The 21,018-nt window shown below is 54.5% G+C and carries 20 protein-coding genes and 3 pseudogenes; 10 read left to right on the top strand and 13 right to left on the bottom strand.

Translation table 11 applies throughout. The annotated features are described in order from the left end of the window. Nucleotides 1-159: 159 nt before the first annotated feature. The 6 genes and pseudogenes from ACZ5FP_RS26180 to cls all read left to right on the top strand — a co-directional run bounded on the left by ACZ5FP_RS26180 (nucleotide 160) and on the right by cls (nucleotide 6,155). Complete coding sequence (locus ACZ5FP_RS26180) at nucleotides 160-879, top strand: GntR family transcriptional regulator (protein WP_464664878.1); 720 nt, start codon at nucleotides 160-162, stop codon at nucleotides 877-879. After that, the gene (locus ACZ5FP_RS26175) at nucleotides 872-1,231 is read left to right on the top strand and encodes a TIGR04076 family protein (protein WP_464664877.1); all 360 of its coding nucleotides are present in this window, start codon (nucleotides 872-874) and stop codon (nucleotides 1,229-1,231) included. The genes ACZ5FP_RS26180 and ACZ5FP_RS26175 overlap by 8 nt, the downstream gene beginning before the upstream one ends. A gap of 9 nt (nucleotides 1,232-1,240) precedes the next feature. Beyond that, nucleotides 1,241-2,287 carry an aldo/keto reductase gene (locus tag ACZ5FP_RS26170; protein ID WP_464664876.1) on the top strand — a complete coding sequence of 349 codons (1,047 nt, stop codon included), beginning with the start codon at nucleotides 1,241-1,243 and terminating at the stop codon, nucleotides 2,285-2,287. A 1-nt stretch (nucleotide 2,288) separates the two neighbouring features. Continuing rightward, nucleotides 2,289-3,554 carry an ABC transporter substrate-binding protein gene (locus ACZ5FP_RS26165; RefSeq protein WP_464664875.1) on the top strand — a complete coding sequence of 422 codons (1,266 nt, stop codon included), beginning with the start codon at nucleotides 2,289-2,291 and terminating at the stop codon, nucleotides 3,552-3,554. Nucleotides 3,555-4,150: 596 nt separating this feature from the next. After that, nucleotides 4,151-4,627 (top strand): annotated as a pseudogene (locus tag ACZ5FP_RS26160) (transposase); the annotation flags it as partial. A gap of 106 nt (nucleotides 4,628-4,733) precedes the next feature. After that, a complete protein-coding gene (gene cls, locus ACZ5FP_RS26155; RefSeq protein ID WP_464664874.1) occupies nucleotides 4,734-6,155 on the top strand; it encodes a cardiolipin synthase in 1,422 nt (473 codons plus the stop codon). A gap of 1 nt (nucleotide 6,156) precedes the next feature. Here the strand turns inward: cls and ACZ5FP_RS26150 are convergent, their stop codons facing one another. Continuing rightward, on the bottom strand, nucleotides 6,157-6,432 hold the full coding sequence (locus ACZ5FP_RS26150; RefSeq protein WP_464664873.1) for an FCD domain-containing protein: 276 nt from the start codon (nucleotides 6,430-6,432) through the stop codon (nucleotides 6,157-6,159). A 15-nt stretch (nucleotides 6,433-6,447) separates the two neighbouring features. Between ACZ5FP_RS26150 and ACZ5FP_RS26145 the strand changes: the two are divergent. Continuing rightward, a pseudogene (locus ACZ5FP_RS26145) lies at nucleotides 6,448-6,582 on the top strand (IS3 family transposase); the annotation flags it as partial. Between the two features lie 57 nt (nucleotides 6,583-6,639). Here the strand turns inward: ACZ5FP_RS26145 and ACZ5FP_RS26140 are convergent. From ACZ5FP_RS26140 to ACZ5FP_RS26100, 9 genes are all read right to left on the bottom strand, one after another. Then, nucleotides 6,640-7,425 (bottom strand): ABC transporter permease, encoded by a 786-nt coding sequence (locus ACZ5FP_RS26140; RefSeq protein WP_464664872.1) that lies wholly within the window; start codon nucleotides 7,423-7,425, stop codon nucleotides 6,640-6,642. Nucleotides 7,426-7,428: 3 nt separating this feature from the next. After that, nucleotides 7,429-8,607, bottom strand: a complete 1,179-nt coding sequence (locus ACZ5FP_RS26135) for an ABC transporter permease (RefSeq protein ID WP_464665388.1) — start codon at nucleotides 8,605-8,607, stop codon at nucleotides 7,429-7,431. After that, nucleotides 8,604-9,671: an ABC transporter ATP-binding protein gene (locus tag ACZ5FP_RS26130; RefSeq protein WP_464665387.1), complete on the bottom strand. Its 1,068-nt coding sequence runs from the start codon at nucleotides 9,669-9,671 to the stop codon at nucleotides 8,604-8,606. The genes ACZ5FP_RS26135 and ACZ5FP_RS26130 overlap by 4 nt, the downstream gene beginning before the upstream one ends. Nucleotides 9,672-9,844: 173 nt before the next feature. Next, complete coding sequence (locus ACZ5FP_RS26125; protein WP_464665410.1) at nucleotides 9,845-10,870, bottom strand: ABC transporter substrate-binding protein; 1,026 nt, start codon at nucleotides 10,868-10,870, stop codon at nucleotides 9,845-9,847. 85 nt (nucleotides 10,871-10,955) lie between these two features. Next, nucleotides 10,956-12,341, bottom strand: coding sequence for an aspartate aminotransferase family protein (locus ACZ5FP_RS26120; protein WP_464665386.1), 1,386 nt, complete (start codon nucleotides 12,339-12,341; stop codon nucleotides 10,956-10,958). A 121-nt stretch (nucleotides 12,342-12,462) separates the two neighbouring features. Beyond that, entirely contained in the window at nucleotides 12,463-13,899 is a 1,437-nt protein-coding gene (locus tag ACZ5FP_RS26115; protein WP_464665385.1) for an aldehyde dehydrogenase family protein, read from the bottom strand. Nucleotides 13,900-13,927: 28 nt separating this feature from the next. Further along, complete coding sequence (gene lhgO / locus ACZ5FP_RS26110) at nucleotides 13,928-15,127, bottom strand: L-2-hydroxyglutarate oxidase (protein WP_464665384.1); 1,200 nt, start codon at nucleotides 15,125-15,127, stop codon at nucleotides 13,928-13,930. Between the two features lie 24 nt (nucleotides 15,128-15,151). Continuing rightward, nucleotides 15,152-15,886, bottom strand: coding sequence for an SDR family NAD(P)-dependent oxidoreductase (locus ACZ5FP_RS26105; protein ID WP_464665383.1), 735 nt, complete (start codon nucleotides 15,884-15,886; stop codon nucleotides 15,152-15,154). Between the two features lie 83 nt (nucleotides 15,887-15,969). After that, nucleotides 15,970-16,644 carry a GntR family transcriptional regulator gene (locus ACZ5FP_RS26100; protein WP_464665382.1) on the bottom strand — a complete coding sequence of 225 codons (675 nt, stop codon included), beginning with the start codon at nucleotides 16,642-16,644 and terminating at the stop codon, nucleotides 15,970-15,972. A 603-nt stretch (nucleotides 16,645-17,247) separates the two neighbouring features. On the opposite strand from ACZ5FP_RS26100, the gene ACZ5FP_RS26095 reads away from it, so the two are divergent. From ACZ5FP_RS26095 to ACZ5FP_RS26085, 3 genes and pseudogenes are all read left to right on the top strand, one after another. Beyond that, nucleotides 17,248-17,517 (top strand): type II toxin-antitoxin system Phd/YefM family antitoxin, encoded by a 270-nt coding sequence (locus tag ACZ5FP_RS26095; RefSeq protein ID WP_464665200.1) that lies wholly within the window; start codon nucleotides 17,248-17,250, stop codon nucleotides 17,515-17,517. Further along, nucleotides 17,514-17,939 carry a PIN domain-containing protein gene (locus ACZ5FP_RS26090; protein ID WP_464665381.1) on the top strand — a complete coding sequence of 142 codons (426 nt, stop codon included), beginning with the start codon at nucleotides 17,514-17,516 and terminating at the stop codon, nucleotides 17,937-17,939. Before ACZ5FP_RS26095 ends, ACZ5FP_RS26090 begins: the two co-directional genes overlap by 4 nt. 55 nt (nucleotides 17,940-17,994) lie before the next feature. Further along, nucleotides 17,995-18,114, top strand: a pseudogene (locus ACZ5FP_RS26085) (IS3 family transposase); the annotation flags it as partial. Between the two features lie 285 nt (nucleotides 18,115-18,399). On the opposite strand, the gene ACZ5FP_RS26080 reads toward ACZ5FP_RS26085, so the two are convergent. The 3 genes from ACZ5FP_RS26080 to ACZ5FP_RS26070 all read right to left on the bottom strand — a co-directional run bounded on the left by ACZ5FP_RS26080 (nucleotide 18,400) and on the right by ACZ5FP_RS26070 (nucleotide 21,000). Continuing rightward, nucleotides 18,400-18,801, bottom strand: a complete 402-nt coding sequence (locus ACZ5FP_RS26080; protein ID WP_464665380.1) for a RidA family protein — start codon at nucleotides 18,799-18,801, stop codon at nucleotides 18,400-18,402. A 31-nt stretch (nucleotides 18,802-18,832) separates the two neighbouring features. Further along, nucleotides 18,833-20,131 (bottom strand): aspartate aminotransferase family protein, encoded by a 1,299-nt coding sequence (locus tag ACZ5FP_RS26075; RefSeq protein WP_464665379.1) that lies wholly within the window; start codon nucleotides 20,129-20,131, stop codon nucleotides 18,833-18,835. 98 nt (nucleotides 20,132-20,229) lie between these two features. Further along, nucleotides 20,230-21,000 (bottom strand): ABC transporter permease, encoded by a 771-nt coding sequence (locus tag ACZ5FP_RS26070; RefSeq protein WP_464665378.1) that lies wholly within the window; start codon nucleotides 20,998-21,000, stop codon nucleotides 20,230-20,232. Between the last annotated feature and the right edge of the window lie 18 nt (nucleotides 21,001-21,018).

Here is a 21,018-nt window from a genome sequence, read left to right as displayed (position 1 = left end):
GAACAAATATTTGATCGGTGATGTTTGATCAAACTTTACGGATCAACAAAAAGCAAGTAGAAATTATGGGAAGACCCAAACTACCTGACACAACGAGAAAGCCAGTGCCATGTCTGAAGATGCCCGCAACTGTTCCGCCACTTCGAACTGGATCGTGGCATGACTTTGGATGAAGGACTTTCACCCGTCGGCCGCGAAACGCTCCATGAGCGCGTCTATGCCCAACTGCGCAGGTCCTTGATCAATGGCATGTTCGACGCTGGAGATTTCCTGCGCATTGTTGATCTTGCCGAAAAACTCCAGACAAGCACGATGCCCGTTCGAGAAGCATTGCGCCGCCTTATCTCGGAACAAGCTCTTGAGGCCCTGCCCAACCGCACGGTTCGTGTGCCATTGATAACCCGGGAACGGCTCGACGATCTCGCCAATGCGAGAATAATGATTGAGGGCAAGATGGTCGCCCTTGCCATCCCTCATCTCACTGCAGAAGACTTTGATCGTCTTCGTCAGATCAACCACAACTGCGACAAGGCATTCGAGGAACACAGCGCAGATGTCGGATTTCTAACATCCGAACTCAATCAACAATTTCACTTCCATATCTATCACGCCGCGCGTTCGAATGTGCTTATACCCATCGTCGAAAGCCTATGGCTGCAATCAGGACCGTATATTCGCACAGCAGCCCACATTCATGAGTGCCAAGGGGGCAAAGCCGCCACCAATCATCATTGGGCTCTGATCGATGCCCTCGAACGCCGAAACGAAGATGCGGCTGTTACTGCACTTTCCAACGACATCGGCCGTTCATTTGATCTTATCCGCGGCACACTGGACACCAGCGCGGCATCAACAACAGAGGCTGCCCGATATGCCTGAAGATAAAAAAGCCATACACGATCTGTTCGAGCTCTATGACCTCAAAGTGGAGGTGGTCGTGCCGGATGGCGGTGTCATTTACTGCGGTGCAAATCCCGGCGATCATTTCGAATTGCGCGGGGAAATGCTTCACCTGCCTGCTGGTCAAGGCTTCTCCATCTACTCATTGTCGTCTGTTATGCCATTGCTCGCGGCAAAACAGCGGCAGACACACCCCAACGACTGGATGACAACCGACGCCGAGATTGCCTGCCCTGACCCGAACTGCTCAAGCAGGTTGCGCATAACGCGCCTTGGCTTACGGCGATTCAGCCATGCTGAAACCACGGCTGTCCCCTTAAAGAACGAATAGGTTTGGTTCATGCAACGCATAAAGCTTGCCGAAAACTATGAAATATCGCGCGTGATCCGCGGCGGCTGGCAATTGGCTGGCGGGCACGGCGCAATCAGCGCGGACGATGCCATCAATGATATGGTCGCCTTTGCCGATGCTGGCATTACCACCTTTGACTGTGCCGATATTTATACCGGCGTGGAGGAGCTCATCGGGCTCTTCCGGCTGCGTTATCGAGCCCTGAGAGGACAGGAAGCGCTAGACCACATCCGCGTCCACACGAAATTCGTGCCGGACCTTGAGGTGCTGCCACACATCGACAAGGCGTATGTCGAAAGCGTCATCGATACGTCGCTCAAGCGGTTGAATCTCGATTGCCTTGATCTCGTACAGTTTCATTGGTGGGACTATGATGTTCCAAAATGGATCGAGACGGCGCAGTGGCTGCTGGAATTGCAGACGGCTGGCAAGATTTCACAGGTCAGCGGTACAAATTTCGATAGCGATCACGTTCAAGCGATCATTGAATCCGGCGTGTCCTTTACCTCTATGCAGCTTCAATATTCCTTGCTTGACCGGCGGCCGGAGAAGGCAATGGCTGCCCTGGCAGCCGAACACGGTTTTTCGCTTCTCGGTTATGGCACCGTGGCGGGAGGATTTCTCGGTGATCGCTGGCTCGGCCAACCAGAGCCGCCCCACCCGCTCGAAAACCGATCTCTGACCAAATACAAATTGATCATTGATGATTTCGGCGGTTGGGACTTGTTCCAGCATTTGCTTGCTACCTTGCGCATCGTCGCGGACCGACATCACACAGATATAGCGACCGTCGCCAGCGGCTACATGTTGACGAAGCCTGGGGTTGCAGCCGTAATTGTCGGGGCACGCAATCGCGATCACCTGACAGGCAACCTTGCGATATCGGAGCTGAAACTCACAGCTCAAGATCATAAGGATATCTGTGCCGTGCTTGGACAGGCAAACGATCTGGATGGTGACGTATACACGCTGGAGCGAGATCGCGAAGGCCGCCATGGGAGAATAATGAAATACAATCTCAACAAAGGGGAATAAAATGCGGAAAACGCTACTTCTAACGACTTTTCTAATGACGGTATCCATATTGAACGCGCCTGCCCATGCAGCCGATTGTGCCATTACGGTCGGTCTTGTCATGGAACTTACCGGACCTGCCGGCGAGTACGGTCAGGCAGGTGCGAAGGCCGTCGAGATGGCCTTCAAGGATTTCAACGATGCCGGCGGCGCCAACGGATGCAAGCTCGTTGCTGACACGCGTGACAGTCAAAGTCAGGGAACTGTTGCCGTCGATCAAGCCACGCAGTTGGTCAATATCAAAAAAGTTCAGGTCATCATTGGCGGCATCATCTCTTCTGTCTCCATCCCGATCCTGACGTCGGTCACCGCACCCGCAGGAATTGTGCAGATCTCCCCCGCCTCCTCCTCGCCCACACTGACGGAGCTTGGCAAACAGGGAAAAACGAATGGTGTGTTTTTTCGCACCATCACATCCGACGCGCTGCAAGGAACAGCGGCGGCAAAATATGCGTTGGATCAGGGTCTGAAGAAGATAGCGATAATCCACGTCAACAACGATTTCGGCGTCAATATGGTTCGCGAATTCAACGCTGCCTACAAGGCACTCGGAGGGACGATCACCTCGACGACCCCGTACAACGAGAAACAGGCGAGCTACTCGTCCGAAGCCAGCGCGGCCATGGCTGGCGATCCGGATGCGCTTTATCTCGTCAGCTACCCCGTGGATGGCGCCACCATCGCGCGCGCATGGATCTCGGGTGGAGGAAAACAAACATTTCTGCTAAACGACGGTATGAATTCAAAGGATTTCATTGAGAGTGTCGGGGCGCAATATCTGGAAAACGCCTATGGCACGTCTTCAGGCACCAGCCCCACAGCATCCACGGAATACTTTAATACCCACTTTGAAACCTTTTCCGGCGGTATTGCGCCAAGCGCACCTGCGGCAGACAGATCTTACGATGCTGGCGCAATTGTTGCTCTCGCCATCGCCAAAGCAGGCAAGGCGGACGCCGCGGCAATCAAGATTGCTATTCCGCAGGTCGTAGCGGATGGCGGAGAGCCCGTTTCCGCTGGCAAAGAGCAATTCGTTAAAGCGCTGAAACTCATCAAGGACGGCAAGCCGATCAAGTATGAGGGCGTCATTGGTCCAGTCAATTTCGACCAGTATGGCGACATAACCGGCCCGTTTCGGCTCTGGAAAATCAAGGGCGGCGAAGTGACGACCGTCGGCGAAATGAGCGCAAGTGACATTGGAAAAATCAAAGCTGAAGCCGGGAAATAATCATTCCCACAAGCGCCGCTTGTAATGAACTGCAAACGGCGCTTGACCGGAACTCCGCCAACCCCAAACACCCCTCTGTGATGTTCTCTTCAGGCCCGCTTTATTGAGCGTATAAACCAATCCTCGGAACTAGTCGGAAGAGAATAATTGGAAACGACAGAGATTAGCAGCCGCAGTAATTTTGCGCTTTGGGCAATCCAGCGCGCACAGGAAATCGTAATGATCGAGGGCGCTTCCTTTGCAATCGCTGCACGCGATATGAACGAGGAAAAGCTCGCGGCAACCGCCTCAACGCTTGGCAAGGCTATCTGAGCGGTTGGTGTTCAGCGAGGTTTCGATGCTTTGACGGAATCGAGCGGATTTTGATCCAGGGGATTGCGCAGGGCTTTGGACCACTGTGTCTCGCAAGTCCACCTCAAGAATTTCCACGCCCCGAGCTGGGGAAGCGTATGAATGACACTCACAAAAAGAGCCTCAAGACCTTTCCGTGCGATGCCTTGAGCCAGTGCCGCATCGAGGACGGCAGCACCAATCTCTATCTGCAAGAACCTCGCGTCATCGGTGATTTCCTCAAAAACGTTGAGCCACGTTACAACGTGGACGCAGTGTCACTGCGGGCGGCAGAACGTGTCGTTGAAGTCCAGATCGAACGCGACGCACATTTGATGAGCGATGAGGCAAAGGCTTTTGTAGCGATTGGAACAAGTTTCGCCGAACACGACACCGTCAAACACTCCAGTGGTGAACATGTCCGTGAGAATGTCCACGTCAATTCGACCGAAGGCTTCAATTCACGTATCAGACACACCATCGCTGGCGTTTTTCATCATATCAGTGCAGGTCATGTGGATCTGTATTTTCATGAGATTGGTTTTCGTTGGTCACAGCGCATTGTCACGCGAAGTGCGGTACGAACATCACGCCACGGGCGGGAAATCAGACACATACATTGGTCACAGGTCCGGCCTGCTTTACAATTGCTGAACGTTTTTCGCTCCGCCACAGGGCGTCAAATGCCCCGCAGTCCAGATGGCGGTCTCATTATCAAATCAACGGTTGCTGTCTTTGGTTGATAAAGGCCGCGTGTCTGGGGGAACAGTTCTTGTTCTGCCCCCTTTCCCAAGGGGTTTCGGGATGGTACGGGATCGGTGACAGGAATGCGACGGACAGAGGTTCGATATGATGTTCATGGCCTTACATCTCATCGTCGTTGCGGCGGCCGCTACGCACATCCTCCTGCGCCCGCATCGCCAGCCGGAGTCGCGCGCGGCTTGGCTCGTGCTTGTCCTGACGCTGCCCTATCTCGGCGCACTGGCCTACCTTCTCCTCGGGCAGACGAGTGTCGGGCGCAGACGGGTGGAGCGGTTGAAGGCCGCCTTTTACGGCCTGCCCCGCCCGGAAGAGGCACCGGGCTGGCCCGCCGCGCCGCTGGCGCCGGACAAGCACGAGGCGCTCTTCACCGTCGGCCGGTCGATCAGCTTCTATGTTCCCGTCGGCGGCAACAGTGCCCGGCTGATGGAGAATTCGAACGCGGCCATCGATGCGATGGTCGCGGATATCGACGCGGCGACTGACCATGTCCACCTCCTGTTCTACATCTGGCTTTCCGACCACAACGGCACCAAAGTCGCCGAGGCGGTGCAGCGCGCGGCGCGGCGCGGGGTGGCCTGCCGCGTCCTTGTCGACGATCTCGGCTCGCGCGATCTGGTGCGCGGCCCGCTCTGGGAGGAGATGGCGGCGGCGGGCGTGGAGGCGCGCCGGGCGCTGGTGATCGGCAACCCGCTCCTGCGCGCGCTCACCGGCCGCATCGACCTGCGCAACCACCGCAAGATCGCCGTCATCGACAACCGCATCACCTATTGCGGCAGCCAGAACTGCGCAGATCCCGAATTCCTGCCCAAGGCGAAATTCGCGCCCTGGGTCGATGTGCTGATGCGCTTCGAGGGGCCGGTGGTGCGGCAGAACCAGCATCTTTTCGCCAGCGACTGGATGGGCAACGGCGGCGGCGATCTCGGCGATCTCCTGCGCCGGCCGATGGCGCAGGCAAGGCCCGGTTTTGCCGCGCAGGTGGTCGCGACCGGACCCACCTTCCGCAATTCGGCCATGCCGGAAATATTCGAGACCCTCATCTATGCGGCGAAGCGCTCGCTCTTCATCACGACGCCCTACTACGTGCCGGATGCTGCCATGCAGGCCGCGCTCTGCGCCTGCGCCAACCGGGGCGTCGAGACGACCATCATCTTTCCCGCGCGCAACGACGATTTCGCCGTCGCGGCCGCGAGCCGCAGCTATTATTCGGACCTCCTTCACGCCGGGGTGACCATCTTCGAATATGAGGCCGGGCTTCTCCACGCCAAGACGCTGACCATGGACGGAGAGATCACGTTGATCGGCTCGGCGAACATGGACCGGCGCAGCTTCGACCTCAACTACGAAAACAACATCCTCGTCGAGGACGCGGACCTGACCGCCACCCTGCGCACCCGGCAGGAGGCGTTCCGCGCGAAAAGCCGCCCGATCCTTCGGGAGGACGTGGAGGGATGGACCGCCCTGCGCAGGTTCTGGAATAACGGGCTGGCGATCGTCGGACCGGTTTTATAGGTTACCAGATCGGCGCCGCGCACAAGGGGAACCGAATTCGCTTCAGCCGGGACCGGATGGATTCGTGAGTTGAGGTCAGGCAGTCATTGGACGAGAGCCCGGCGATGGCAGAATGGATAGCCTGGTTGCGTTTGTAATATTCGAGGCGGTTCCCGGCCGCATAGAACGCCATCATTTCATCATGGAGCTTGCGGACTTTCGAAATGTCCTTGTCAGACGCAATCCGGCAAGCCAAACGCGCCGCTAGGGTCTCAAGGGCGATGAGGACATCGAGCATGTTTCGAACATCCCGCGTGGTCAGTACATGGACATCCGTCCCCATTCATCATTGGGTTACAGATCACCTGCACCCGAGGCCATCGTCTGGTCGCCCCAAAATGGGACAGCCTCAACGCCAGTGATGGCAATCAGACCAAGTCTCCACTAACATTGAACCCGGATCGCCTCATGGGGCAGGCCAGCAACGAAACTCAACAGTCTAGTGTCATTTTGGAATAGCGATCCTATACCGCCGCTTTAAAAGAACAGCGGCAAGTGCCAGTACCATCGTTCCAACAATAAACAAGAAGGCAGCAGCCGCAATTGCAGGGCTTATATTCTCGCGGATTGTTGAGAACATCTGCCGTGCTAGGGTTCGCTGATTAGGACCGGCGACAAACAGTGTCAGCACGACTTCATCGAGAGATGTGGCAAAAGCAAGGACCCCTCCCGACAGAATGCCTGGCAATGCCAAAGGCAGTGTCACCTGACGAAATACTCGTTGCGGTGAAGCTCCCAGACTTGCGGCGGCAAGTTCCACACGTTGGTCGATCCCTTCCAAAGCACTCGATACGCTGACGAGCACAAACGGCATGGCGACGACAGTATGAGCAACAATCACGCCGATGTAGCTGTTTGCAATATTCATGCGGACAAATAGAATCTGCATTCCAACGCCCAATACAACCGCTGGCACCACCATGGGTAGGAGAAACAGGGTTTTAACTGCTCCCGTGAAGGGAAGTATGCGGTGCCTCAGGCCTAGAGACGCCGTTGTTCCGAGAAACATTGCCAGCAGGGTTGTGGCACTGCCGACAATCAGACTGTTGAGAATGGCCCGACGCCAAGCATCGGCAGTCGCCAACTCCTCGAACCAGCGTGTGGAAAAAGCTGGGATCGGGTAGTTCAGGAAAACACTTGAGGTAAAGGCCAGGGGGAGGATTGCGATCAGGGGAGCGATCAGAAAGATAACCACCAATCCGCCAAATATGATTTTTGTCGTTCTGAACATAGATTATGACCTCCTCGTATTATCGGAAGACAACCGGCCATAAACGGCATAAAGCGCGATTGTCACGACCAAAAGGACAATCCCCAGCGCGCCAGCCATGCTCCAGTTTGCAGTGCCCGTCGCGTAGAACGCTATGACCGAGCTTATCATCTGATCACCGGGACCACCAATGAGCGCTGGCGTGATGTAGTACCCGATCGCCGACATGAAAACCAAAAGAGCGCCGGAGGCAATTCCCCTCAGGCTAAGTGGCAGCATCACCCGGACAAACGCCCAGATGGGCGGTGCGCCCAACGATGCTGCCGCAGGCATCAAATTGACGGGAATGGTTACCAGTACACTGTAAATCGGCAGAACCATGAACGGTAGGAGCACATGCGTCATCGCAATGACAACACCTGTCCTGTTGAAGATCAGCGGCACCGGCGTGTTCACGATACCAAGGGCAAGCAGTACCTCGTTGATCAGTCCCTTGTCCTGTAAAACTAGGAACCACGCGGCAGTGCGGACCAGAAGGGAAGTCCACAGAGGAAGCAGCACAGCGCCCAATAGCAGCTGGCGTTGCCAGCCACTGCAAGAGGCCATCAGCATTGCATAGGGAAAGCCAATGGCGATGCATGCGGCGGTCACGATCATCGCAATCCACAATGTACGCGCCATGATCGCACGATTGGCAGAGACCTCGGAAGATACGGTGGTGATATTTCCGGCGTCGTTTCGGGTCAGATCAACGGCGGCCAATAGATTTCGGTCGGTGACCGGAGACAAAGCCCCGACTATTGCGCGCCAAAACTCCGGCTTTTCCCACCGGGGGTCGATCTGCGCGAGGTCTCTTGTGTCGGATTGATCCTGAATGGCCGGTAGTGTTTTGGCCATCAACGTCCGGAAACCGGATTGCGCACTGTTCAAACGCCGCACCATATCCCCGACGGCCTGCGCATCCGTTGCATTTCGCAGATCTCTGATCAGTGCGCTCTTCATTTCAGATGACGGGGCGGATGCTTTATCCCATGTGCTGGATGCACTTGCCGTTTGCGGCAGCAATCGGAGCACGGCGGTATCGGACACCGCCTGGGACATCATCGTAACGAGAGGCCAGAGAAAGAACAGGAAAACAAATAAAAACAAAGGAGTGATCAATCCCGCCGCCCTGACCTTCGCAATAGTGCTCGATCCGGTCATTGTGCAATCATCCAACAGTCCGATGGCTGGAAACAGGCGACAACAGGGGCACCGGTCTCCCATTCAGGTGATCGACGATCAAGCCTTACGACAAAGCGGTGCGCATCCTCATTCAACTGCACCCGCAGATGGTCACCCTGGTAAACGCAATCGCTTATGGTGGCTGACAGTGCGTTTGATCCCGCCGCAGATTTGTTCAGCTCAATCCGTTCGGGTCTGATGGAGACGAGGATATTTTCACCAGGTTTGGTGATGCCGGACGATCCAACGACAATCGAACCGCCGCTTTTCAGCCGGACATGCGCTTCAAAACTGTCCACGCTTTCGACCACCCCCTCAATCAGATTTGTTTCCCCAACAAATTCGGCGACAAAACGGGTTTCAGGTTGATCATAAATCTGTCGCGGCGTGCCAATCTGCTCAATCCGGCCCTTGTTGAAAACCGCGATCCGGTCTGACATGGTCAAGGCTTCCGATTGATCGTGCGTGACAAACACGATCGTCAGCCCAAGCCGGCTATGCAAGGCGCGAACATCGAGTTGCATCTGTTCCCTGAGCTGTTTATCCAGAGCGCCCAGAGGCTCGTCCATAAGAACTACACGCGGTTCGAACACCAAAGCCCTCGCCAGTGCTATTCGCTGCTGTTGACCACCTGATAACTGGGATGGACGCCTGTCACGCAGGTTGGCCAGTTGCACCATATCGAGAGCCTTCGTTACCTTGTGAGTTATCTCCGCCCTTGATAGCCCCCGCATTTTCAGCGGGAAGGCAACGTTCTCGCTCACGCTCATATGGGGAAAGAGAGCGTAGTTTTGAAAGACGACCCCCATATCCCTTTGATAGGTCGGCACATCGTTGATAGGGTCTCCGTCAAGCAAAATCGTACCACTCGACGGCCTTTCGAAGCCTGCCAACATCATCAGCAATGTCGTCTTTCCTGACCCTGATGGCCCCAAAAGACTGACAAACTCGCCCTTGGCTATATCGAGATTCAAATTATCAACGACGCACAGCGCACCAAATGATTTGCTGATCTTGTCAAAACGAATACGGAAGTCAGTCACGGCTTTCTCCATATGGCTCCCGTGCGCGCAAATCTTTGCACGACAGAGAGGAAAGCAAACTGCGAACCACCCGAGCGATTGACGCGCTCGATGTCAGCATGGATGGTATCAGATGGATCATAAAATCCACAGACGGGTGCACAGCATCCGTCCGTGGATTCGAATACAAAATCTTATTTTGCCAACCACGCGTTGAAACGCTGCGTCAGCGTTTCAGAATTATCGATCCAAAAATCGGTATTCAATGAAATAGCATCGGTCATATTCGCGGGCGCGGTTGGTAACTCTGCCTGTTGTTCAGCGGACACGCTGGAAGCAGCTTTTTTGTTCGGCAGACCGTATGCAACGAACTGTGGCAATTTCGACTGGTTTTCCGGTTGGCTGGCAAACTGGATGAACTTCTGCCCGGCTTCCTTGTTTTCCGCATCCTTCAAAATGACCCAGCTATCGACTGCATATATACTACCAGGCCAAACGACCTTGAACTTACGCCCTTCCGTCTTGTTGATGCCGGTGATACGGCCATTATACGCTGAGGCCATTACCACTTCGCCCGATGCCAGCAATTGCAATGGCTGAGCTCCGGATTCCCACCAAACAATATCGGGTTTGAGTTCATCGAGTTTCTTGAACGCGCGATCAATACCTTCCGGTGTTGAAAGCACATCATAAACTTCTGCCGGTTTGACGCCGTCGGCAAGGAGGGCAAACTCAAGCGTATATTTCGGGCCTTTGCGCAATGAGCGCTTTCCCGGAAACTTTTTCACGTCCCAGAAATCCGCCCATGACTTTGGTCCGTCCGCAATTTTCGCGCCATCATACGCAATTGCAGTGGACCATACGATGGCACCCACACCGCATTCGCCAACGGCGGAGCGAAGAAAGGCATCCTTGCCACCAAGCTTATCCCAATCGATTTTCTCAAAGAGGCCATCAGCACATCCAAGTGCAAGCTCTTCCGCCTCCACTTGAACGACGTCCCAATTGGGTGAGCCAGCTTTCACCTTGGCCTGAAGCACCCCGATACCACCGTCCCAAGCTTCGTCCAGAACAGGTTTACCGAGCTTTTCGGAAAAGGGTTTGAAATAAATCTGGCGTTGGGCATCTTGATAATTACCACCCCACGAGACCACGGTGAGGTCTCGCGCGTTTGCCGGGAATGCGGACAGCCCTATTGTGGCCAGCAGCAACCCACCCATCAAAATTGTATTCTTTGCATGTTTCATTTTATTCCCCTTCTTGTTTAACCCGGGCTTTTGCCTCGGGGCATGCTTCAAAAACCAATTACTCCTTGATCGAACCCGCTGGCAGTCCCGCAAGTGTCTCATTCAACGCATGTTCAAACCGCGCGAGCAATTCATCAACTTCAGATTCATTGATGATAAGCGGCGGACAAAAAGCCAATGCATCACCCATGTTGCGACTGATCACACCAGCCTGCTGAAGCGCCGTGTTGGCAAGAACACCCAACTGTCCGGGAGCATCAAGTCCGCATTTTTGCCGCTTGTCAGTCACAAGCTCAACCGCTGCAATGAGCCCGACACCTCTCACCTCTCCCACGAGCGGATGCGTTTGCAGTTTCTGTAATCCCAACCGTAAGCGTTCACCAACGACGGCGGCATGTGCCACCAGATTATCGTCTTCAATGATACGGATGGTTTCAAGTGCTACAGCCGCCGGTACAGGATGACCACCGCCGGTGAAACCATGTCCGAGGGTCCCTATTCTGCCACTTTCTTCCATGATGGGATCAACCACCCTGTCGTTGACAAGAAGCGCTGACGCCGGGAGATAAGAGGATGAGAGCTGCTTGGATAGCACCATTATATCGGGCTTCAGATTGTAGGTCTGACTGCCAAACATGTTTCCGGTACGCCCAAAACCGCAGATAACTTCATCCGCTACCAGAAGAATATTATATTTCTGAAGGACGGTTTGGATTTTGTCCCAATACGTTCGTGGTGGCACCACGACACCGCCCGCCCCCATCACCGGCTCTCCAAAGAAAGCAGCAATCGTTTCCGGCCCTTCCGCAAGAATGACGCCTTCAAGCTCCTCGGCAAGCCTGCTTGCAAACTCTTCTTCTGTTTCCCCCGGCAGCGCTTCTCGCCAATAATGCGGGCATGTCAGCCTCAGAACCCCCGGAACGATAAGATCGAACGATAAATGATTACCAGGAAGGCTGGTCAGACAAGATGAGGCAATTGTGACGCCGTGATAGGCTCGATTGCGGACGATGATCTTCTTTCTGTTTGGCTCACCAAGTGCATTTGAACGATACCAGATCAATTTAAGCGCTGTGTCGATTGCCTCGGAACCCGAGCTTGTGAAAAAGGCCTTGCTCATAGGTACGGGTGCAATTTTGACAAGCTTCTCAGCAAGATCGACGACAGGCCCGTGCGATTTGTGCGTAAAGGTATGGTAGAATGGAAGCTTCTCCATTTGCCGGGTCGCAGCATCAACCAGCCTTCTTTCGCTGAAACCCAGGGCAGTGCTCCATAAGCCGGCCATGGCTTCGATGTAGTCATTTCCGGCGGCATCCCTGACGTAAATGCCTCTGCCGCTTTCAATCACCAGCGGTCCAACGTCCTTATGCTTGATTGCATTGGTGTAGCCGTGGAGATGATAGGCTATATCACGGCCTTCAATCGAATTGGGTGCGGTTTGCATTCTGGCTTTCCCCTATTTGCTCTCCACACTTAATGATGTTTGATGCATCATTTTTCCTAAAGGTGGATGTGTCAAGACATAATTTTTTCAACGTTGGTCATCAGTCCAATGACCAACCCGTTCAAGCGGATGTGTATGCGGTTTTAACGCTCGTGTAGAACTCGCGGGCATAGGAGCCTTGTTCTCTGGGTCCGTATGAGGAACCTTTACGCCCCCCGAACGGCACGTGGTAATCAACACCTGCGGTTGGCAAATTCACCATAACCATCCCTGCTTCCGAGCGATGTTTGAAATCTTCGGCATATTTAAGTGACGTGGTGCAGATTCCAGATGAGAGGCCAAATTGCGTGTCGTTAGCCGTCTCCACGGCCTCTTCATAATCTTTGACCCGTATAATGCTTGCAACAGGCCCGAAGATCTCTTCCCGATTAATCCGCATCCGGTTGTCAGTCTCAACGAGCAATGCAGGTGACATATAGTGTCCAGAATGGTCACGCGTAAGCCGCTCCCCACCAATCGCAAGCCGAGCGCCCTCTCCTTTCCCGATCTGGATGTACTCGATGTTCTGGGCCAGCTGCGCAGCGCTCACGACTGGCCCGATTTCGGATTGAGTATCCAAGGCGTGCCCAACTTTCAGCGCTCCAAGTTTCTCTTCTACGGCTTCGACAAAGCGATCGTGAATGCCATCCTGTACAATCAACCGGCTCGATGCCGTGCAACGCTGCCCGGTCGAAAAGAAAGCGCCGTTGACGGCGGTGTTGACCGCAAGTTCCAGATTGGCATCATTCAGGACGATCAGCGGGTTCTTGCCACCCATTTCGAGCTGGAATTTCTTGCCGCTCTCGAAACTTGCTGCACCAATACGGCGTCCGGTCTGAACCGATCCTGTAAAGCTGATTGCGCAAACTTTGGTTGAATCTACGAGTGTCTGTCCGACCGTTGAGCCCGAGCCAATAACGAGATTGAAGACGCCCTCTGGAAGTCCGGAACGTGATATGATCTCCGCCAGTGCCCAGGCGGATCCCGGGACAAGTTCCGCGGGTTTGAAAACAACGCAATTGCCATAAGCCAATGCCGGCGCGATCTTCCAGGCAGGAATTGCTATCGGGAAATTCCAGGGGGTGATCAATCCTATCACCCCCTCCGGTTCCCGAACGACATCAATGTCCACTCCGCTTCTGACGGACCTGACCCGCTCGCCATTAAGGCGAAGCGCCTCTCCTGCAAAGAACTTGAACACACGGCCTGCACGGACGACTTCGCCAATGCCTTCGACGAGTATCTTGCCCTCTTCGCGCGACAGAAGCGTTCCAAGCTCTTCCCGTCGAGCCAGAATTTCGGTGCCTATTCTATCGAGAATATCCGACCGAACTTCAGGATTTGACCGGGACCATGTTTTAAATGCCGTAGCGGCGGCGTCGATGGCAGCGTCTGCAGATGGACGATCGGCGGAAGCGTATTCGCCTATCACATCATTTGTATCACTGGGGTTGATGTTCCTAGTAGCAGCGCTGCTTTCCTCCCATGCACCGCCAATGAAATTCCTGTTCTGATTCAAGCCGATCCTCCACCGTTAAAATTGACGTTCAATTGATCTTCGTGTCGAAGAGTCGATCCGCGATCATACGGCCAATGGGAATAGCCGATGTAGCGGCTGGCGATGGTGCGTTGCATACATGCAGGATGCGATCGGAGGACTTAAAGAGAAAGTCATGAACAAGCGTACCATCATTCATAACCGCCTGCGCACGGATGCCGACGATGGGGCTCACAAGATCTTTGTGTTCAAGCTCCGGACAATATTTTTGACACTCGGCAAGATATCGCTGCTTCGATATCGAGTTGGAAAACTCGCCGAGAGCCGATCGCCAATTCTGCTTGGCCATGCGCCAGAATCCGGGAAAGCCAATCATCGCACCGATGTCTTTCAGGTCGATGCTTCCCTTCTCGTATCCTTCACGGGCAAAACCTAAAACCGCATTCGGGCCAACCGTTATCCCGCCATCGATAGTTCGCGTCAGATGAATGCCAAGAAAGGGCAAATCAGGATCAGGAACGGGATAGATAAGGTGTTTGACCACCTTCGCCTTGGCTTGCGGCAGGGCATAATATTCTCCGCGAAAGGGTACGATCCTGTGTTCAATTTTCTGACCGGCCAAACGCGCAATTCTATCGGATTGCAATCCCGCACATGCAATAAGTTTTCGGCAGGAAATTGGGATATCTCCTACCCGAATCTCAATGAATTGCTCGCCTTCGTTGATTGCCGTTACACGCGAATTGCAACGGACCTCGCCGCCATTGCGTGCAAATGCCAATGCCATCGCCTGAGATACCTTTCCGTAATCAACGATGCCAGTGGAAGGGACGAGCAATGCGCCCTTTCCCGTCACCCGAGATTCAATGGCCTGAAGCGCATTTTTGTTCAGTCGTGTCGCCGCTATTTCGTTTTGCACAGCGCGCTCTTCGAGCTGATTCAAACGGTCCAGTTCAATATCGTTCGTCGCGATGATAAGTTTGCCGCATTCATCAAATGTGATAGCATTGTCCCGGCAGAACTGCTTTATCGCTTCAGATCCTTCCCGGCACAAACGGGCTTTCAGCGAGCCTGGTTGATAGTAAACACCGGCATGAATCACCCCACTATTGTGCCCTGTCTGATGACCAGCAATTGCCGCTTCCTTTTCGAGAACCAACATGTTGGCGGCAGGCTCCCTTGTTTGAATGGCGAGAGCCGTGGCGAGTCCGACAATGCCGCCACCGATAACACAGAAATCATAGATCATGGCTATCAGCCTTCAAATATGGGATCAAACGTGTTGCCCGCCATTGATATGGATTTCCGCTCCGTTGATGTAGGACGAAGCCTCTGTACAGAGGAAATAAATGGTCTCGGCGACCTCTTTGGGATCTCCCAGACGCCCCATAGGAACTTCGCGGCTGACCAGATCGTCGGTACCGGGCGAAAGGATCGACGTCTCGATCTCACCTGGTGCAATCGCATTGGCACGAACACCTCTTGGACCAAATTCATGCGCCAGTTCCCGCGTCAGCAACCCCAATCCGGCTTTCGAAGCCGCATAGGCCACACCGGCAAAGGGGTGAACACGCGTCCCTGCAATCGAGGTGACATTGACGATCGACCCCTTCGCTGCCTCAAGTTCTGGCAACAGCGCACGGGCGAGCAAAGCTGTCGATACAAGATTGACATTCAGCACCCTTGTCCACGTTTCCGCATCGGAGCCAATGACGCCCAAACGGCTACCCTGCGGTCCTTTGGGCGATATGCCGGCATTATTGACAAGCGCGTGGAGTTTACCGTCTGGCAATCGCTCCCTCACAGCAGCAACAAGCGATGGAATATTGCCCAGATCGGCCAGATCAGCCTGGATATGACTTTCTCTTGCGGACGGCCATCTGCATTCCTCGGAGAAAGGCTGCCGCGAAACCGTGAGAATCCGCCAACCCTTTTCCTGAAACAGTTTTACTGTGGCATGGCCAATTCCCCGGCTTGCGCCAGTTAGCAACATATATCCCGCAGCCATTCCCAATCCGATCTCAATAAGATGTTTGATGCATCATATTTGCTTTTCAGCATTGAGCAAGCGATTTCTGCTTTTCTATCGCATCAGAGAATGGATTTTTCCTCGAACATCGCGATGTGCTTAAGAATGCAATGCGTGCCCTGCTCGATATCGTCCATAATAGCGCGGGCCGCAGCGCCACCATCGCGTCGCTTCAATGCATCAATGACGGGATAGTGATAATCAATCATGGTACGTCCGCCATCCAGGTATGCGTCAGCTATAAGAGGCCCCATCTGCAACCAGAGCCGTCGTAATATCCCGTAGAGTACAGGCAGTTCAGCAATGGTGGACAACTGAAAATGGAATGCCTGATTAAGCTCCGTTCCTCTGATCCTATCGCGCTCCGTCAAAGCCTTCTCATTTTGAACCAATATATCGGTCAGAAGTTCGATATCGGCTTTCGTTGCCAACTCAGCGGCAGTTTCGGCGGCTAATGCTTCAAGTTTAAGGCGGATAGCGCGTATCTCCAGATAGCGCGTCCTGCTCACAACCGGAATTCGAATATGGCGCGCGGATTGGAACTCGATGGCGTCGTCGTGGGTCAGCCGTATGATCGCATCGCGTACAGGCGTCACACTCGTTCCAAGCTGTTCAGCAATCTCCCGAATCTTCAAACGATCACCAGGCTGAAACTGGCCTTTGATCAAAGCATCGCATAGTGTGGCATAGACAGTGTTGCTCAGATTATCATGGTCCAGAACAGGTAAATCGGACATTGTGGGCGCCTTGGTACAATCACTCATTTCGTTATAAGTTGCACCTTATGACTGTATTTGATGCATCAAGCAACATAACCGCACTAAATGGGAGCCATATAGAAAAGTTGTAGGGCGGCAGGTGGCTGAACAACGGCTATTTGTAGATTTGCGCTGAGAAGTGACCCGGGATATTTCCATTGAGAATTGGCTCTGACTCATATGTGGAACGGCCCAGATGGCAAGGGATTGAGTGCGTGGATTCCTGTTGGGTGCGCGGTCATAGGTCCAACCTGTTGATGCGGTTCTCATGTGACCGCTGACCATGATGGTATCTGCGATGCCGAACGCATGATCAATTTTGCGCGCTCAATGGCGCACTGAGTCAGACGGTCTGATCGGCATCGAGGTGTCACCCCCAGGGTAATCACGCTTTCGTACTTGCTGCTCTATCCCGACGCCGAGACACCAGGAATTCTGTTCCTACACCTTCGCCATGATCGCCGGCGCTTGGTATGTGCCACCCTTGACGAGAAGCGCCAATATGGTGCGCGCCACCTTGAGTTGAAGTTGTTTCCATGCTACATAGTCATTATGGTCATAGTAGTCAAAGGAGTACCCGTCATGGGTCCGCAGACCAAATCATCAACGCCAGTCTGGACCGTTGCCGGCGCAAAGGCGCACCTTTCAGAGGTGATTGAACGAGCCCATCACGAACCGCAAACGATCACGCGAAACGGCAAGCCAAGCGTAGTTATGGTCTCTGTGGAAGAATGGGGACGGAAGACCGCTCGCAAAGGGAATTTAGCCGAGTTTCTGCTGTCCTCGCCCTTACGAGGTGCCGACATTGACATCGATCGCGAACGCGACGAACCCCGTGACGTGACCCTGTGAACCTTTTACTCGATACGAACATCCTTTCAGAAGTGCGGCGCCCGCAGCCCGAATTATCAGTTCTGAACTGGCTCGCCGAACTTGACGAAGATCGAGCATTCATCAGCGTCATCTCACTGGCTGAAATCAGGCGCGGAATTGCATTGTTGGAGCAAGGACGCAAGCGTGACGCACTGGCTGATTGGCTTACGAATGAGCTAACCGATCGCTTTTCGGGACGCTTACTTCCTGTTGATCAACAGGTAGCAGTCGCCTGGGGCGATCTGATGGCTGCATCCAAACAGCGGGGGTACGGTTTAGCCTCAATGGATGGATTAATTGCTGCTACAGCACTTATCCATAATTTGACACTCGCCACTCGCAACGTGAAGGACTTTCAGTCCCTTGATCTGCAGATAGTCAATCCGTGGGCCCTTTCCTGACTGCATACTGTTGATTTCCACTGCTCGCGATCTCTTGGTCCCAGATCACAATAGTCGCCGCATCACCGCGATTCTGCATCGTGCGGGTTGGGTAGTGAATGTGAAACGGGTAGAACGGATATGGAGGCGTGAGGGGCTCAAAGTTCCACACGGACAATTCAAACGCGGCCGTTTGTGACTGAATGAGTGTTCGTGCATCCGGCTTAAGCCGGAATATCCCAGCTTGATTCTCCGTACACGAATAGTTTCGCAGACTTAATGTCCGACCGAGCTTCTTTCGCCTCTGCCGGAGGCTCTTTGTTTAACACCCCGCGGGCTGGAGATTGCGAAGGTCCGCTTTGGGTATCCGGCGCATAGTAAGCGACAAGTTGAGGCCGTTCAGGGGCGTAGTTCCGAGGCATGCTGGCCTCAATTTTCGCTGCTGGACCATGCGTTACCAGTGATTTGACACGAGAGCGGATCAATCCCGACAGGGGATGAACGCAATCGCCTTGATTTCAACCAGCAGGTCGGGATGAGCGAGTTCAGCTACACCAATCCTTGTCCATGCGCAGGAGCCGCGGGGAAATACGCGGTTCTTTACTGTCCGAAACAGATCCATATGCTCGCTCATGCACACATGATAGGTGGTCATTTCAACCACATCCTGAAAACTGCAGCCAGCGGCAGCTAGGACTGCCGCCAAATTATCCCAACAGGCTTCAAACTGCCTTTCCGGACCCTTAATGACTTCCAGATCAGCTGTGCGTCCGATCTGTCCGGCACAGAACAGCACGTCGCCTGCCCGTACAGCCGGTGCGTAGCCAGCGCGGTCGACGAGAAGCCGCATGCGTTCTGGAATAATAACCTCATGCTTGATCATAGGCATCAACTCCGGGAATGTTACCAGTGGCTTATGCGCCAGACTTAAAGGACCGCAAGATGTGCGAGAACGCCTCCTTCGTGGCAGCGATCTGTTCTGGCGTATGGGAGGCAGACAGATACATGAGCCCACGCGGTAGCGGGTTGAGCCCGTTCAGAACGCATGCCTCGGTCAGTTTCACCACCTTGATCTTGTCGGCCTTGGCGAGGTCATCAATCCGATCGAGCCGCCGCATGCCTGCGAACAGTTGGATGGCCGAACCAATACGGTTCGCACAAAAATCAAGATCGAGCGCGCGGGCCTCGGTATTAAAATGGCTGGCGATGTCCTCACCCTGCGCCTCCATACGCGGGTAGATTTCCGCGGCATGCGTACGCAGATATTCCACGCAAGCGACGGCCGCGCCCACTGAAAGCGGATTGCCGTTGAAGGTGCCACGATGCAGAACTCGACCGTCTACCAACGGCGCCATGACGGCTCGATTGCCTGTGACGGCGCTGATTGGCAGGCCTGCGCCTAGTGCCTTACCCAATACTGCCATGTCGGGCGTAATGCCATAGACGGCCTGCGCACCGCCAAGCCCCAAGCGGAAGCCGGAGATCACTTCGTCGAAAATCAATACGGCGCCGTGCCTTCGCGTAAGATCGCGAGCGACCTGCAGGAAGCCTGCCGGCGGCGCAAAGCAGCCGGCGTTGATGGCCGCGGCCTCCAGAATGACAGCAGCATATTCGTCGCACAAAACCGACGCCAACGCATCGGAATCGCCCCAGTCGACCAGCGTAACATTATTCGCCGCCTGCGGGTCCTGCCCTGCCGAACTCGGCCCATCATTGCCTGGATTGTTGGCGATGTGAATATTGTCGAACCAACCATGATAATTGGAACGGAATTTGACGATTTTGGTGCGCCCGGTCACCGCACGCGCGATGCGCAGTGCAAGCTGCACCGCCTCTGTGCCGCTGCTCACGAACGATGTCATTTCAGCGCAAGGCACCGTCTCGGCGATCAATTCCGCGAGACACCCCTCGCTGGGGTGGACGCTCGCGGTGCGGAACCCTTTGTCTATTTCAGCTTTCAGCCGCTCGATCACCGGCACCGGACTGTGGCCGAGGATGAGTGGTCCATAACCCATCGTGTAGTCGATGTAATCATTGCCGTCGACGTCGGTGACGACAGCGCCGCGAGCATGCTCGATCGCCAGCGGTACAGGGCGCTGCGCAGCGCGGGGCGTTGAGGAGACGCCGTTGGCAAGATACTGCGAGGCATAATCGCGATAGCGTAGTGAGCCGGAATAGGCGGCTTCGGCGGAGGGAACGATTGCGCGGCTCATAATAGTCATTCTTTCATATCGTGGATTAGAACATGTCCGGAAGCGGTGCGCCTCGGGAGAGGTGTATTAAAGCCAGCGATCGAGGGGCCGAAGCCTCCTCAATGTTCGCCGGCCCAGAAGACTATGCGGCGACGGGCGATACCGACGATGGAATGCATGGTCATTCCGATGGTTGCCAGCACAACCAGAACAGCGAACATGCCTGCAATGTTGAACTGCTCGTTGAATTGCAGGATCATTTTGCCAAGACCCATCTGCGCACCGACGAACTCCGCAACAATGGCGCCAACCAGTGCAAAGACTACGCTCAGACCGAGACCGGCAAAGACATAGGGCATGGCATTGGGTACGCGCACCTTCATGAGGATCTGAAAACGATTAGCGCCAAAAGCCTTCAGCATCTGGATCTCGTCGCGCCCCGAGGCTTGAAGTCCAGCAATCACGTTAACCAACATGGGGAAGAAGGCGATCAACCCGGCCATAACGATCTTTGAAGCGAGCCCGTAGCCGAACCATTGCAGGAAGATCGGCGCAAGCGCCACGCTTGGAATTGTCTGAAAGGCGACAATGTATGGCATCAAGCTCAAGTCGAGCAATCGCACCTGGGAGATCAGCACACCCAGCACCACGGCGATGATGATGCCGAGGAGATAACCCATGAGCACTTCATACATGGTAACCCAGAAATTGGCCCAGAACACCGGGCTCCCCAGCAGAGACCAGAGTTGCGCGCCAACGACTGAAGGGGCAGGCAACACATAAGCAGGCGTGCCGCTCGCCCAGACATAGAATTCCCAGCCGCCTGTCACCAGGAGGAAGACAAGAATGACCAGAACGGCCTGTACCAGTTTGGAGCTATCGCTTTGCATCGGACTATCTCGCTGAAA

The sequence above is a fragment of the Phyllobacterium sp. T2-21 genome (genome assembly GCF_055378485.1).
Note: the sequence above shows the minus strand (reverse complement) of the source record. Positions and strands in the feature narration are given on the sequence as shown.